8 protein-coding genes are annotated in these 16,473 nt (G+C 58.1%); all 8 read right to left on the bottom strand.

Annotated features, from left to right (window positions below):
• Positions 1–201 precede the first annotated feature (201 nt).
• Positions 202–1,473 carry a phosphoribosylamine--glycine ligase gene (gene purD / locus AC0L7L_RS20145; RefSeq protein WP_473511008.1) on the bottom strand — a complete coding sequence of 424 codons (1,272 nt, stop codon included), beginning with the start codon at positions 1,471–1,473 and terminating at the stop codon, positions 202–204.
• A gap of 348 nt (positions 1,474–1,821) precedes the next feature.
• Positions 1,822–4,257, bottom strand: coding sequence for a hypothetical protein (locus tag AC0L7L_RS20140; RefSeq protein ID WP_473511006.1), 2,436 nt, complete (start codon positions 4,255–4,257; stop codon positions 1,822–1,824).
• A gap of 132 nt (positions 4,258–4,389) precedes the next feature.
• Entirely contained in the window at positions 4,390–5,340 is a 951-nt protein-coding gene (locus AC0L7L_RS20135) for a hypothetical protein (RefSeq protein WP_473511004.1), read from the bottom strand.
• On the bottom strand, positions 5,246–6,391 hold the full coding sequence (locus AC0L7L_RS20130) for a hypothetical protein (RefSeq protein WP_473511002.1): 1,146 nt from the start codon (positions 6,389–6,391) through the stop codon (positions 5,246–5,248). Before AC0L7L_RS20130 ends, AC0L7L_RS20135 begins: the two co-directional genes overlap by 95 nt.
• Before the next feature lie 321 nt (positions 6,392–6,712).
• Positions 6,713–9,124: an Ig-like domain-containing protein gene (locus tag AC0L7L_RS20125; RefSeq protein WP_473511000.1), complete on the bottom strand. Its 2,412-nt coding sequence runs from the start codon at positions 9,122–9,124 to the stop codon at positions 6,713–6,715.
• Between the two features lie 117 nt (positions 9,125–9,241).
• Positions 9,242–11,644, bottom strand: a complete 2,403-nt coding sequence (locus tag AC0L7L_RS20120; RefSeq protein ID WP_473510998.1) for a hypothetical protein — start codon at positions 11,642–11,644, stop codon at positions 9,242–9,244.
• 655 nt (positions 11,645–12,299) lie between these two features.
• Complete coding sequence (locus AC0L7L_RS20115; RefSeq protein WP_473510996.1) at positions 12,300–13,763, bottom strand: hypothetical protein; 1,464 nt, start codon at positions 13,761–13,763, stop codon at positions 12,300–12,302.
• 413 nt (positions 13,764–14,176) lie between these two features.
• The gene (locus AC0L7L_RS20110) at positions 14,177–16,354 is read right to left on the bottom strand and encodes a hypothetical protein (RefSeq protein WP_272213932.1); all 2,178 of its coding nucleotides are present in this window, start codon (positions 16,352–16,354) and stop codon (positions 14,177–14,179) included.
• Between the last annotated feature and the right edge of the window lie 119 nt (positions 16,355–16,473).

Raw genomic sequence — 16,473 nt, 5'->3', positions numbered from 1 at the left:
CAGAGGCGACCGGTTACAGGAGCCCGCATTGCCGTAGGCTTCGAGTGTCGTTTGGAAAACAACGGATGAAGGATGACACGACTTCACCATCGCCTGAAAAGGCGCGCGGGCGGCAGGCGTCGCTGGCCGCGCGCAATTAGCGCCGATGCAAACCGCAAGTCAAGCAGGTTTTGTGGTCAAACAACCCCCACAGGGCATTGCTCACCCCTCCTCGCGCGCCACAGCCCGCCATCCGATATCGCGGCGGCAGAAACCCTCCACCCAGTCAATATCCTCGATCAGCGTGTAGGCGCGGGTCTGTGCCTCGGTGACATTGTGGCCGAGCGCCGTGACGTTGAGAACGCGCCCGCCGCTTGCCACCAGCTTTCCGTCACGCATCGCTGTTCCGGCATGGAAAGTGCGGGCATCCTGCCCATCGGCGGGAAGGTTGCGGATCGCACTGCCCTTCTTGTAGGATCCAGGGTAGCCCTTGGTTGCCATAACCACGGTGAGCGCGGTGTCTTCGCTCCATTCGGCTGAAACCGTGTCGAGCGTTCCCGCGGCGGCAGCCTCCAGAATATCCAGAAGATCGCTTTGAAGCCGCATCATCAGCACCTGACATTCCGGATCACCGAAGCGGACATTGTATTCGATCAGTTCCGGCCCCTTTTCGGTAATCATCAGCCCGGCGTAGAGCACGCCCTGGAACGGATTGCCCGTCTCCGCCATGCCGCGGATCGTCGGCTCGATGATCTCCGTCATGGTGCGGGCGATCATCGCATCATCCATCACCGGGGCGGGCGAATAGGCACCCATGCCACCGGTATTCGGCCCGGTATCGCCGTCGCCGACGGCCTTGTGGTCCTGCGCGGTTGCAAGCGGCAGCGCGTTCTTGCCATCGGAAAGGCAGAAGAAGCTCGCCTCCTCGCCCACCAGAAACTCCTCGACAACGACTTCCGCGCCTGCAGAGCCGAACGTGCCGGAAAAGCAGTCATCAATGGCGGCGAGCGCTTCGGCATTGGTGCGGGCAACGGTCACGCCCTTGCCGGCGGCCAGACCGTCCGCCTTGATCACGATCGGCGCGCCGATTTCCTCGACATAGACCTTGGCCTCGTCTCCATCCGTGAAACGGCGATAGGCGCCGGTCGGAATGTCGTAGCGGGCGCAGAGATCCTTGGTGAACCCCTTCGAGCCTTCGAGCTGGGCGGCAGCGCTGGTCGGACCGAACACCTTGATATTGGCGACCATCAGCGCATCGGCAAGGCCGTCCACCAGCGGCGCCTCGGGGCCGACGACGACGAGGGCAATTTCTTTTTCGGCGCAAAAGGCGATGACCGCAGCATGATCGGCCGGATCAACCGTCACGCATTGCGCATGGGCCGCAATACCGGGATTGCCGGGCGCGGCATAAAGCACGCCGAGTCGCGGCGATTGCGAGAGCTTCCAGGCCAGCGCGTGCTCGCGCCCACCCGAGCCGATCAGAAGGACATTCATGGGGTTTGCTCCAGTTGTCACCTGCTGGCGGTTGGGTAAGCAGACGCGCGGCAAAGGTCAAGGCCGCGATGCCCACCTTCGAGAATAAGGCACGGGCGCCACGGCCGTTTCAGGCACTTTCCAGCCGGCAATGGCAGGCGGATATTTATGGGCGGCCCGCAAGGCGCACGGCCGCCGCAACCTTTCCACGCCGGAGTGCAAGACTTTCATAGCAGAGGATGTAATCGGCCTTCCTGTTTCCAAGGGTCCATCTGCATGATCGAGCCGGTCCTCTTCGGCAAACCGGCGAGCCGCAAGACAGTGCCTAACCGCCCGACAAAACCGGCGACGAGCAGACGTGTTCAGAGGTCAGGCGGAATAGGGAACGGGTTTCGAATCGTAATGGGTCATCGTTCCCTCGGTGCTGGAATAAGACATATCCTGCGCCGAGCATTTGATCAGATCGTTTGTCTCAACGCTCACTCCGCTTAGATAGTTAACGGTGGAGGTCCCCATTCCTCTGAGTGGGCTGTCGATCACTTTTAAACCGTCGGAAGCGCGCCAGGCCAGTAGCCTCTGGTTGGCGGTCGTGACATTGGCGGTCAGTCCTCTTGTGGTGACCGCTTCGACAGTGAGAATTGTCGCGTCTTCACCGCAAATGATGAAGAACGGGTCGGAACTGTTGCCGCTGCCATCGGTCGCGATGGCCTTGAGCTTGTCACCCGCCACCGGGACTTTTCCGACGTTGACGAGCCAACTGGAACCCGATTGTGACGAGCCAACGAGGGACGCTCCCATAAAGCGCTCGTTGAGGTATAATTTGACGCCTGTTCCATAGGTGCCGGTTCCTGAAATATTCGGAGAACTCCAGTTGGTGATATTCGGCGGAACGGGAACAGTGACCACCGCTGCCGTGATGGTGAACGGCGCCTCGCCGGACTTCGCACCGGCATCGGTTTGCGCCCAGGCAACCATCTTGTCACCAACATTGAGTGGTTGCGCGGGTGTGGCGGTCCAGTCCTGTCCATTGGTCAGGTGGCCGCTATCGGTGATCGATTGCCGCGGCATGACCGAGGCATAACCGATGTGAACCACGATATTGGGGAGTTCGTTTGTGTCTGTCGGAAGAACCGGTTCATCGCCCTCAATGTCCGAGGGGTGCCCGAAATGGACATTCGGCGTCGGCGGAACATAGCTGTCGACCTCGACAGCAGCAGATTTTCGCGAATTGATGCTGAAAACGCCGTTCATCTTTGTCCAGGCCTCTGCATAGACGTGATGTCCGTCCGGCGGAACGTAGGATGTTGCGGTAAACGCCCAGCGGCCATCACTGCCGACCAGCGCACCGGCTGGGTTGATCCCAGTGTCCATAAAATCCTGATCGTAGCAGATGACATAGGTGCCGATCGAGGCTTCTGAACCGCCGAATTCGGCTCCGGTATAGGTGTCGATCACCGGGATTTCGGGCACACTTGCAGCGGCGTCGGCATATCGGATGGCGGGGATGGATGTCTGTGCGTCGTTTGTCAGCCGCCATGAATCGAGCACTTCGAAGACCACACGTGTTGTGGTTGGCAACGTGCCGACGGCCGGCGTCCAGTCTGCCGACCAATAGCCGTCCCAGCCACTTCTTGCGACCCAGATCAGCCCCTCGTCTTCGGTCGAGATGATCACATTCTTCAGCCGCTCGGCATAACCCCAGGCGCCGTTCTGATCGATGTGCATCACCAACGGAGCACCGGGCCGGTTGCCGCCGATCGTGACGCAGGAGGGGATCAGCGATACCTGCGTGCCTTCGCTGTTTTCCGTTTTGGCAACGAGAACATCACCGGTCTGGAAGTCGAAGGGCTGGTAGACATTGGCGTCACTGCTGGTCCACAGGCCGCTTGCTTCCACGCCCACAGAACCGTTTCGGATCATCTGGCTGTTGCGATATTGCGCATAGCTGACCTGCAGACCGGGCTCTGCCATGCCGCCCAGCTGATTGCCCGAACAGGTGTTGATCACCGGCGCTAGACAGTCATTCTTGATGGCCGTGAAGACTGGGCCTTGTGATGTCGCTCCGTCGAGATGCGTGCGCTGCACTGCGATGCGCTTGCCCGTCTCAAGCGGTTGATGAAACGATACGGCCCACCCACCGGCATCGCTGGCAATGGTCGTGGCAATCGCCTGCCCCGCCATTGTATCGAACAGCTGGATGCGGTCGCCCGGTTCAGCACCGGAACCGGCAATGCGGCCGACATTCCGGCTATCGACCGAAAAGGCCACGGCCTTGACGAAGAACGGCATCGATGTGCTGCCATCAGACGCTTCGGCCAGCACGCAGAGCCTGTCTCCGACCGTAACGCTCTCCTGGAATTTGACAGTCCAGATACCGAGCCGGGTGAAGACGAAGGACTGGCCGAGAACCTGACCTTTCGGGCCATAAACGGTGACTTTCTCGCCGGGCCTGCCGTGCCCGAAGGCAAGGGTTCGGCTGGCATAGAGACCCGAGAATTTCGGGCTGGTGCCGCCGAAGATGAACCTGACCGCGGCGGAACTGACCCCTGTATCCGGGTTCAACGCCAGGATTTCGAAGCGGGTGTAGAGCCGCGGCGTTTCGTGAAGCGTGATCTTCCAGTGACCGCCGGCATCCGCGGTGGTGATCAGCATCTGCTGATCGGCGCTGCCGGTAAGCCTGATCGTCTGTCCGGGTTCTGCCGTGCCCAAAAAGGTAGCCGCAGCAGCACTGAAGGTGAATGCGGGCGGCAAGGGCCGCGCGGCACAGGATGCGGGAACCACCGGGTTCCCTGTCTCAATCAACATGGTCCGTCTCCGTTCGTTTTGGATGTGCAGCCCTTACCTGCTTGGCCTCCTCGGCCCGCTCAGCTTCGAAAGCTCTGCAAATTACGTGATGGGCCGGCGGCAATGCATTCTGCCGCCGGCCAATTGCGACGATCAAATATCGGACGCGACATAGCCCTCCTGCTTGCGGTTGAAGGGTGTCATGGATTCATTGCCTGCATATGCGCAAACGAGCCAAAGAAGATCACCGTCCGGCAGGGTCATTCCGTCCAGATAAGGCGCCACGAAACTGGTGCCGTCACCTGGCATATTATAGTCTACAAGCAACTTACCGTCGCTTCCGCGCCACCCCTTGACGACCATGTTTTTCACAGGCGCTGTTCCGGTCACGTCTGTATGTGACACGGTTTCGACGGTGAGCTCGCCGATTGTGGTTATACCCGTTACCTTGACGTATGGGTCAGACGGCGCGTCCGAGACACCATATGCCGCAGTCGCGGAAAATTTCGTTCCGGACGGGAAGCTGCCGCCAAAGTCTTCCGACAGGTCGAAGAACCAGGAATTATCGGGCTCTGTGGCGATCGGACCAACCGTCTGGGGAGACTCATCCGGCAGTGTCACGGTCAGCGTGACCCAAGTATCCAGCTGTGCCATGCCAAACGAATAAGGATATTTCGCATACTGGATTTCCGGTGGGCACGGCACGCCAACCTGCGGTTCGGGCCGGACCGTATAGTAGGCCGATTTTGGTGAGGTCGGCCCGGGGCCATCGGCACCGATTGCGGTGGCTTCGGCCCAGACTTCGTCGCCGGTTTGCGGCGGGTAGTCCGGGGCCAGGACCCAGGAGTGATCAGGTTGGACCAATGCAGGGATATTCGCAATCGCCATACTCTGGTGCATCAGGTTGTAGATCTGAACCGTTGTGTTCTCTGTCTCTTCAATGCCATTGAACGCACCGACAGCATCCTGGCCATCAATAACCGGTGCGTCCGGCACAGCGCCATTGGCATCAGCATAACGCCCGACATAAGCCGAGGTCGGCGAGTAGGAGCCAGATTCGACGGAGACAAACTGCACGAAATAGACGATAGTCGATTTCGGCAACGTGCCGAGGATGCTGATCCAGTCGATGGTCCAGGTGTTGTCGTCGGCGATCGTCTGGATCTCGGAAGACGCCAACCTCTGCCGTGGATGCCACGATAAAGTTCCCGGGCTCCCCGGTTCCCGAGGCCCCGTTCTGGTCGATCGATAAAACCACAGGAGCGTTCGGCCGGTCCTCCCCAATGGTCACTGCCGAATAGACGAGCGAGTAAGCCGTCTCATCGATCGAGTTCGTCGTTGCAACCAAGTTATCACCCGCCTTGAAATGGATGAATTCGTTTCCGGTTCTCCATTGGTTGCTGCTGTCCGCTTTCACCTGGTGGCTCGCTATCCTGATGCCGTCGCGATACTGGTCGCAAGAGACGGTCAACCCGCTGGCGGCAATGCCTGAAAGTTCTGACAAACCGCAATATTGGATGACAGGCAGCAGGCTTCGTTTGGTCGTCATTGTGAAAACCGGTCCTTGCGCGGTACTCCCGGACGGGTCGAGACGGCGAATGCGGACCGACATGCCGCTTTCAAGTAACTTGCAGAAGGAAACCGACCAGGTTCCTGCGTCGGTCGCACATGTCTCTGCTATCAACTCTGATGTCGAGCGGTCGAAGAGCTGGACTTTCTCTCTCGGCCTGGCACCGGAGCCGGCGACGTGAGCGACATTGCGGTCGTCCACAGAAAAGGTCTTTGCCGTAATGAAAAGCGGCAAGGATGTTGCACCGGTGAGACGTCTGGCAATAACGCAAATCTTGTCGCCAGCTTCGACCGGCATGGGGAACTTCACTGTCCACGTGCCGCGGGCGCCAATGGTGAAGTCACGTCCGAGAAGCATGCCGTCCGGGCCATAGACGCTGATTTCATTCCCACCTTTGATTTCGCCGAAAGCGACGGTTTTGCTGGCATAAACATCGGAAAGCTTCGGTTGACTACCGCCGTAGATGAACTGCACCTTTGGCGACGATGTGCCGTTTTGCTGGTCGCAGGCCCAGATTTCAAAGATGGTATACAGCCGCGGCACATGTCCGAGTTCGATATGCCAGCGACCGTCCTCGGCGCTCATCGTCGAGCACATTTGCTGGTCGGCGCTGCTGGTCAGTCGTACGGACTTTCCGGGGGAGCAAAGCCGCTGAAGCTTCCGCTTTCCGCGTCGAATTCGATTTCAGGCGGAAGCAGGCCGGTTTCTCTGTTGATTGTCTGTGTCATGGTTTTCTCCGTAAAGCTGGTTTGGACTGGCTGCTTTGCTCCGTGAGACAAAACCTCAGGGAACAAAAATTCTGAAATGCAACTTTAACTGGTAATCGATGGCATAGCTCGGCCTGTAGGTCAGGCTGGATCGTATCTTCGGTCGGCGGTGGTCGCGCCGTTCGGATTTGGCGGCCGGTTACGCTACATAGCCGACAGGCTTGCCATCGAAATGTGTCATCGTTCCCTCGGTTGGCGAGCTAGCTGTATCCTGTGCGCTGATGCTGACCACATCGTCTGCCTCAACGCGCGCACCGGCCAGGTACGAAACGGTGGAGCGTCCTGGGCCATTCATCAGCCCGTCGAGGACTTTCATCCCGTCGGACTGGCGCCAGGCAAGCAACCTTTGATTGTCGGTCGTCACAGACGCTGTAACCGCAGTCATGGTGACGGCATCAACGGTCAACGTGGTCGGAGCCTGGCCGGCAATGATGTAGAATGGGTCGGAACTGTTGCCGCTGCTGTCGGTCGCGATGGCCTTGAGCTTGTCACCGGCCACAGGTGCTTTGCCGGTATTGACGGTCCAGACAAGATCCGATTGAACAACGCTCGTTCCCATGACCTGCTCATTCAAAGACAGGCTGACTGTCGTCGCGTATGTGCCGCTTCCATTTACATTCGCTGATATGTAATCCCCGATGACCGGCGGTTGAGGCTTTGCTGCCGCCTCAATGATGAAGTCGGCTTCCGGCGATTTCGCACCGGCATCGGTTTGTGCCCATGCAACCATTGCCTCGCCAACGGTCAAGGTGAAATCCGGCGTAATCTCCCAGTCCAGGCTGGAAAGGTGCGGACTGATGCCGACCGGCGTTCGGTTTGCGTCCGCCTTCGGGCTGATCAATATCCGGGTCATTGCCTGGTCCGCTGGATCGGTAATCTGCTCAGTGCCTTTGACATCATCTGGAAACGCTCTCGTTACAACTGGCTCAGGGGGCACAAAAGCGCTGATTTGAACGTCCGGAGATTGACCTGAATTCACGCCGAAATGACCGTTCTCCAGCGTCCAGGCCACGGCATAGACTTCATCTCCGTCTTTCGGGACATCGCTGCCTGTTGGTTTGACCTCCCAACGTCCGGCGGTGACCGGTGCCCCACCCGGATTGATCGCCTGATCTTCATTGTTGCGGTTGTGGACGACCACAGCAGTCCCCGGCGTAGTCTCAATCCCGGCGATATCTGAAGGGATATAGGTGTCGATCACCGGGATTTCGGGCACACTTGCAGCGGCGTCGGCATATCGGATGGCGGGGATGGATGTCTGTGCGTCGTTTGTCAGCCGCCATGAATCGAGCACTTCGAAGAGCACACGTGTTGTGGTTGGCAACGTGCCGACGGCCGGCGTCCAGTCTGCTGACCAATAGCCGTCCCAGCCACTTCTTGCGACCCAGATCAGCCCCTCGTCTTCGGTCGAGATGATCACATTCTTCAGCCGCTCGGCATAACCCCAGGCGCCGTTCTGATCGATGTGCATCACCAACGGAGCACCGGGCCGGTTGCCGCCGATCGTGACGCAGGAGGGGATCAGCGATACCTGCGTGCCTTCGCTGTTTTCCGTTTTGGCAACGAGAACATCACCGGTCTGGAAGTCGAAGGGCTGGTAGACATTGGCGTCACTGCTGGTCCACAGGCCGCTTGCTTCCACGCCCACAGAACCGTTTCGGATCATCTGGCTGTTGCGATATTGCGCATAGCTGACCTGCAGGCCGGGCTCTGCCATGCCGCCCAGCTGATTGCCCGAACAGGTGTTGATCACCGGCGCCAGACAGTCATTCTTGATGGCCGTGAAGACCGGGCCTTGTGATGTCGCTCCGTCGAGATGCGTGCGCTGCACTGCGATGCGCTTGCCCGTCTCAAGCGGTTGATGAAACGATACGGCCCACCCACCGGCATCGCTGGCAATGGTCGTGGCAATCGCCTGCCCCGCCATTGTATCGAACAGCTGGATGCGGTCGCCCGGTTCAGCACCGGAACCGGCAATGCGGCCGACATTCCGGCTATCGACCGAAAAGGCCACGGCCTTGACGAAGAACGGCATCGATGTGCTGCCATCAGACGCTTCGGCCAGCACGCAGAGCCTGTCCCCGGCCGTAACGCTCTCCTGGAATTTGACAGTCCAGATACCGAGCCGGGTGAAGACGAAGGACTGGCCGAGAACCTGACCTTTCGGGCCATAAACGGTGACTTTCTCGCCGGGCCTGCCGTGCCCGAAGGCAAGGGTTCGGCTGGCATAGAGACCCGAGAATTTCGGGCTGGTGCCGCCGAAGATGAACCTGACCGCGGCGGAACTGACCCCTGTATCCGGGTTCAACGCCAGGATTTCGAAGCGGGTGTAGAGCCGCGGCGTTTCGTGAAGCGTGATCTTCCAGTGACCGCCGGCATCCGCGGTGGTGATCAGCATCTGCTGATCGGCGCTGCCGGTAAGCCTGATCGTCTGTCCGGGTTCTGCCGTGCCCAAAAAGGTAGCCGCAGCAGCACTGAAGGTGAATGCGGGCGGCAAGGGCCGCGCGGCACAGGATGCGGGAACCACCGGGTTCCCTGTCTCAATCAACATGGTCCGTCTCCGTTAACGTGGCTTGACCCAGCGCCGTTGCAGCAGCGTCGCCTGGCTTGTGTAAACAACCGGCAATGGTGTGCCGGTTGTCTTTTTATTGCGATGGATGCAGTTTCGTTAGGTTACTTGCTGGCCCTGATAGGTGGACATCATCGCCTCGGGGTCGCCGTCATTGGTCTGCGATGTGAACATCAGCAGATCGCCACTCTGGATATTCGATCCGCTCAGATATGTAGCGGTGAACGCTCCGGCGGTGCCCACTGGATACTGGACGACCAACAGACCATCGGACTGACGCCAGGCAAGGATCATCTGGTTGTCCGTATCGACGGTTCCACCGGCGCTGGCTGTCGTGATCGCGGTATCGTCCATGACCAATTGCGCCCGAGGGCTTCCGACAGTAATGGTATACGGATCCGAGGTGCCGTCGACGTTGGTGGCGACCGCTTTCAGATGATCGCCTGTGGCCGGCGTTGTTCCGACATTGACGGTCCATGACCGGCTCGCATTGACCACATTGGTACCCATCGACTGGTCATTCAGGAACAGTTCCACTGTCGTGCCGGACCAGCCGCTGCCCTGGACGTTGGGATCGCTCCAGTTGCCGATGGATGGTGGAATCGGCTTGTCGGCGGAAACGATGGTGAACGTTGTCTCCAACGACTTTGCGCCTGCATCGGTCTGCGCCCATGCAACCATTAGTTCGCCGGGGGTCCGTGGCGGGGTGACCGGGTTGATTTCCCAGGTCATGCCGGTCAGATGACCACTATTGCCGACCGGCGTGCGGGCCATATCGCTTTCCTTGGCAATATAGATGGTGGTGACCATCTGGTCGGATTGCTGGGGCAGATTCTCGCCGCCCGCGATATCGGCCGGAAAGCGTTTTGTGATCGTCGGTGCAGGCGGTACGAGAGCGTCAACCTTTTTCGGGGTGGATTGATCGCTGTTGACCCCGAATCTACCGTTATTCACGGTCCATGCGACAGCGTAGATTTCATCGCCATTGTCCGGCTTCTCGCTGCCTGTGGGCTTAACATCCCAGCTGTTCGCAGTAACGGTCGCACCAGCGGGGTTGACATCCTGCTGTTTCGTAATGTCATGGACGACCACAGCTGTATTGTTCGTCGCTTCCGTTCCACCGATTTCGGCCGGGATGTATTTTTCGATCACAGGCGCGGCTGGCTTGGTTGCCAGTATATCGGCATAGCGCGCGCTCAAGCAGGAGCTTGCTGCCAAGTCGTTTTGCACCAGCGAATCGAAAACTTCGAAAACCACGATTGCCGTCGACGGGAGTGCGCCGACATAGCTTGTCCAGTCAAGCGACCAATGGCCAAGAAAACCGGATTCGGCCACGCAGACCACACCGTCCTCAGCTGTCGAGGCAACAATGAATTTGTGCGGTTCCGCCCATCCCTTCGCTCCATTCTCGTCAATGTCAGTAACCAGCGCCGTGCCCGGCCTGGGACTATCGACCGTAACGTTTGACGACACGAGAGATTGCTGGGTGCCGTCCGGGCTCTTTGTGATAGCACAGAGAATGTCCCCGGACTGGAAGTCGAAAGGATAGTAATTGGTGGCATCGTCGCTCGACCAGAAGCCACTCGTACGCGGGCTTACCGTGTCGCTGTGGATGGACTGGCCGTTGCGAAGCTGTGTGTAGGTTACCAGCAGGCTGGGGTCTGCCATGCCGCCGATCTGCGTGCCCGAAAACGACGTGATTGCCGGGGCAAGGCAGTCGTTTGCCGTCGCGACGAATACGGGGCCATTGGAAGTCGTCCCGTTCAGATGGACGCGCTCGACGCCGATGCGGGTGCCGGTCTCAATCGGATCGCAGAACGAGACCTCCCACGCTCCGGCTTCGGTCGCGATGGTGGAAGCGATCACCTGATCGGCTGCAGTATCATACAGCTGGACCTGATCTCCCGGCATTGCGCCGGATCCTGCAATGTGGCCGATATTGCGGTCATTGACGGAAAACGCCTCTGCTTTGGTGAAGAACGGCATGGAGGTGTTTCCGCTGAACGATTCCGCCAGAACGCAGACCCTGTCACCGGCGCTCAGGCTCTCCCGAAAGTGAACCGACCATACGCCATGCTTACCCAAAGCGATGCCACGCCCGAGAACCTGACCTCTGGGACCAATAACGACGACCTTGGTGCCGGCCTTGCTGCAACCAAAAGCAAGTGTCTCGCTTGCATAAACATCGGAAAGCCGCGGATTGCTGCCGCCAAAGGTGAATTTGACTCTCTCGGAACTTGCCGCCGCTTCGGGGCTGCAAACCCATATTTCAAATGTTGTGTACCAACGCGGGGACTTGCCGAGTGCAATCGTCCAGTCGCCATTGGCATCGGCGGTGGCGGTGTGCATGCGCTGATCGACGCTGCTGGTCAGCCGAACGGTTTTTGCTGCTTCGGCCTTGCCGGTGAACGTTCCGGTGGCCGCGTTGAACTTCACTGCGGGCGGTAGCGGACGCTCGGTAATGGATGTGGGAACCACAGGGTTCCCTGTCTCAATAGACATGGTCCTTCTCCGTAAAATGACTTTGATCTGGTGTCTTTGCGGCAGCGGCTTCATGTCCGGCGCCTGATAAAACCTAATCCACAATACCTTCGGTTGTCTATATATTTTTTGCAACCTATAGTTACATGTCGCAGTGAATGGTGTATACTGAGCGCAGGCGACAAACATGGATTCACGCTCCCTCGCGGACACTTATGACAATAAAAAATCACATTATTTCAGATGGTTGTACAATTTTCGAGGACGTTACGTGCGCGTTTCCGATTGCGGATTGAACGATGCAAGTCCGTTCGGAAAATCTCGTATTCTGGCCCAAACAGTGCTGTTTTCCGCTCTGTGTTCTGTCTTGCGAGGTCGGAAGCGGCCAATTGCGTGCTCGCCAGCTTTGCAAGCAAACGCCAGGCAGAGAAACGGCGGCAACGCCTGCATGGTGCAGCGCAAAAGGCGTTAGTCACGCGCCGAGAAGGCCTGTGTCCGGCGCATTGCAAAAGTGGACCTAGCCAGCGCACCTGGAATGAGAATGTCACGGATCCCGGCCTGCTCCCGCAAAATCCAGGCGGGAAATGTTCGGCAAAAGCAAAGTGCGGGCAGGAACGCACGTTCCTGCCCGCATGTTGTCATTTCGCGGTCGTTACTTGCCGCTGAACAGAACGCCTTAGGGAACCGTGTAATATTCCGAGCGCAGCGAAGTCGCTCCAGGGTTGCTGTCCTCATCTGTTTCAGTGGCAACAGCGTAACAGACCTCTCCGGAGGCTGGCGGGTCGAATGCCGTAACCGTCCATCTGGAATTGGCGACTTTCTGGCTCGGAAGACCGACCGCATTGTCGTTATCGCTGCGATTCCATACGACGATCGTCGTATTGTCCATCGCTTCTGTGCCATTGAAAACCGAGTTTTCGTAACCCTCAATTGTAGGCTTCGGTGGTTGGCTAGAATCTTTGTCTGCATAGCGGAAGGCCGAGCAGGACGAGGGTGTATTGATGCCCGCACCGGTCAGCGATGAATAGGCCGTAAACTGGACAAGCATGGTTTTATCGCTCCAGGGCGGCAGTGGTAACCAATCCAGCGCCCAGTCCGCGTCGGGCGCGGTCTTGACCCAGGCAATCACGCCGCGATCGACACAGGACGCAACAACATAGTCACCCGGATTTGCAAACCCTCTGGCTCCATCTGCACGCGCTTCCATGACTTCAGGCATGCCCGGCCGGGCCTCACCGACGATCACCGAACTGTAGAGCGGCGAAGTTCTTTTGCCGTTGTCGATCGAACTGGTCGCGATGATACAGTCGCCGCGTCGCAGGTCGAGGCCCTCAGCCGCCCAGGATGCTGACTGGTCTGCGATAGCGTTACCTGCCGCAATCTGCTGACCATAGCGCAGATGGATATAGTTGACCTGCTGTCCCGGGTTGGCCCTGCCGCCCACATAGGTACCGAAGGCCATTTCGATGACCGGCGAAAAACAATTTTCGGTGGTCACTGCAAATGTTGGCCCCGCGGTTGCCGCGCCACGCTCGTCTGCACGCATAATGTCGATGCGGGTGCCAGCCTCGAGCGGTTTGCTGAATGACTTCGACCATGTGCCGTGCTCGTCTGCCTTGGCCTCTGCAATGAGGTTCTGACTTGCTGCGTCGAGCAACAGGATTCGTTCCCCGGCACCGGCACCCGAGCCGGCAACCCTGTCGATATTGCGCGTGTCGACCGAAAAGGTCTGGGCGTTTCCGAAGATCGGCATGGTGTGATTGCCGTTCGGAAATTTCGCCGTAATGCAGATTTTTTCTCCGGCATTGAGCGTTTCACTGAAATTCACCGACCACGGGCCTTCCATGCCGAAAATGAAGGCCTTTCCAAGCAGTTGGCCAGCCGGGCCGTAAACCGTGATTTCCGTGCCTGCCGGCCCGAAACCGAAAGCCGTCGTTTTGCTGACATAGAGATCTGTTAGCCGTGGACTTCTGCCGGAATATGTAAAGCTGATTTTGTCCGATTCGGCGCCCGTCACGGGGTCGCAAACCCAGACCCGGTAATTGGTGTACCATCGCGGCTGCTCGTAGCCGGGAATAAGCCATTTACCCTCGTCGCTGACATAGCATTTTCTGACCTGCTCGCTGACACTGTTCGTCATCTTGACAATCTGTCCGGCCTCGGCAGTCCCATACAAGGTTCCTTTGGTGATTTCTAATTTGATTCCAGGGGGCAAGGGTCGCTGGCTGTTCGGTTTGGAGGACGTCTGGTCCCCGTTCTCCTTAGACATGTCGTTCTCCATCATTGTGGTTGGTCCGGAGCTGTTCTGCCAATGGCTTGAAGCGCTGCCGAATAGGCGAATACAGCTCGTGATTGGAATGGGCGCTGGTCGTCGAAACTGCTGGTCGCGTGGAACAGGCAAGCCGCATGAAACACGCTTAACGTGTATTCTGATGTGTTTTTCTGCCTCTCGAAGCAAGACCGTCGCGGATGACAGCCGGCAATTGCTTGCCGGCTGTCCTGAGGGCTGCAACGGTGGCATAAGTCTGCTGCCGTCAACGTCTCACCGCTCTGTCAGACGCCATAACCTTCTTCTCTGCGAACAAACGGCGTCATACTGCCGTTATCGGGCGTATAGCTTGAGACGAGGTTCAAGAGGTCACCGGTTTCCAACGTCAGGCCGTTCACATACTGCGCTGTGAAAAATACTTGATTGTCTGCGCATTGATAGTCGACCATCTTTGTGCCGTCGCTGATCCGCCAGGCGAGTATTCTTTGGCCCTGTACCGCCGCCTTACCTTTGCAGTAGGTTGTTCCTACAGAGGTCAGAGCGGGCGAGCCAATGTTGGTTACACCAATTTTGCGGTAGTAGGGATCCGACATTTCTGATTTGTCGACAAACTGAGCTGTCGCCTTAACAACACCTCCGTTGGGAACGGGACCGGACTTGATTGCCCAGTCTGTTCCGGTGGCCCCCACTGTGCCTAAGTCTACCTCGGCTGGCTGAGGAGGAGATTGATTATAGTCCGTGTATGTATAACTGACCGTGACATAGGTGTTGATCATTGTCTGACCGGTAATCAAAGTGCCGCTGCTGGGATTTTCGATTTCCGGCGGGATAGGAACATGAGTGCCGCCGCTTTGAACACCGACTGTGTAGTCTTTTGATTTTCTGGTTGGGCCAAGGTCGCCGCTCGACTTGTCCGTCGCAATTGCGTAGACCTGATTGCCGATTTCTGAAGGTTCGATGATTGTGATCCCCGTCTGATCCGTTGACCATTTAGTGTCGCTTTGGACAGGAACCGCTGGAAAGTTGACCGTGGAGTCGTCATTGGTCCTATCGTGGACAGTGATCGTCGACTGCGTATCGGACTCTGTGCCTGCGAAGAGTGTCGGTTCATAGGTTGTCATGATTGGAATGTCGGGCTGAATATAACTTGAGCTCGCTTTCCTTGTCTCGTAGGACGAGGTCGAGGCATGTGTGGCCTGCTGGTTTGTTGAGCCAAGGGTCGTAAAGAAGACCAGGTCGCCATCAGAGACACCCAATGTGCTCAGATTGGGCGTCTGGAAATGGCCCGTATCGTCGGCGTTTAGGCGGTAGACTACACCCAGTGCCTCTGTGGAGATCACGACAGCGTGACCGATATCAGCCCAGCCGGCGAAGGCGTGGTTCGATATCTGATCGACCATTGGCGGGGTGGACCGCTCATATTTATATTGGACGCAACCATAAAAGCTGGACGTAGATCCGTTGTAGGATGCCGTCACCTTATAGAAATAGCCCTGGACGGCGGGACTGGGTAGCGTAAGTTTCCACTGGCCGTCCGCATCCGCCGGTACTCCGGAATAGCCGTGCTGATAGGCTCCCATGCTGTTATAGACGCTCAACGAGAGCGAGGCATTGGGGAGGCCAGCACCCCAGATAAAGCCGGAGTTGATACCGTTGACAGCCGGTGCCAGGCAGTCACTGCTCGCATTCACGGCAACCGGCCCATCGGACACGGCTCCATTCTTGTGGATACGCTGAAACCGGATGAGGCTGTCGGAAGGGAGCGCGTTGGCGAGCGTGATGCTCCAGTCGCCGTCATCGCTGGCGGTAGTGCCTTCGATCAGCTCTCCGCTTTCGTGGTCAAAAAGCTGGACGATGTCACCGGGCCGCGCGCCGGATCCTTCAGCCTTGCTGACCCCGGCGCGTTCAACCGAAAATGCATGTGCCTTGGTGAAGTATGGCATCGACGTGTTGCCGCTGGGAAGCTTCGCGATGAGGCAAACCGTATCGCCGGGCTTTGGGCTGTTGGCGGGGACGAAACGGGCGTGCCAGAAGTTTCCGGCAGACGTCTGGCCCAGGGAAATGAGCTTGCCGCTCGATGCATAGATAGCAACTTCGCTACCCTGCGGAGCAAAGCCAAAAGCGGTGGTCGCGCCGACATAGACGTCTTCCAGCGTCGGGTTGTTGCCGCCGAAGGTGAACTGCACCCTGGCGGATTCTGCACCGGTGTCGCAATCGGAGGCCCAAAGCCTGAAAACGGTATACCAGTGCGGCTGCTCGCCCAGCGGGATTTTCCATTTACCGTCCGAACCGACGGTGACCGTGATGGCCTGCCCGTCAATCCCGCTGGCCAGTTTGATTGTCAGGCCTGGCTTCGCGGTTCCGCTGAAGGTTGCCGGTGACGCAGTGAATTTGACTTCGGGCGGAATAATCCGCGCAGTGTTTTGCATGAGGGACGCGTTGTCCACGACTTCCATGTTCATGGGTCATCTCCGTTTGAATGGCGTTGGCAGGAATTTCGCAGCGGCGGCTCAATCTCCGGCGCTTTCTTTAGGGTAGTGGAATATACCTCTGGTTGTCCATTTAAAAATACAATCAGAGG

This window comes from Martelella sp. K41-7, assembly GCF_055808365.1.
The sequence above is the reverse complement of the archived record's forward strand: the minus strand, read 5'-3'. Positions and strand labels throughout refer to the sequence as shown.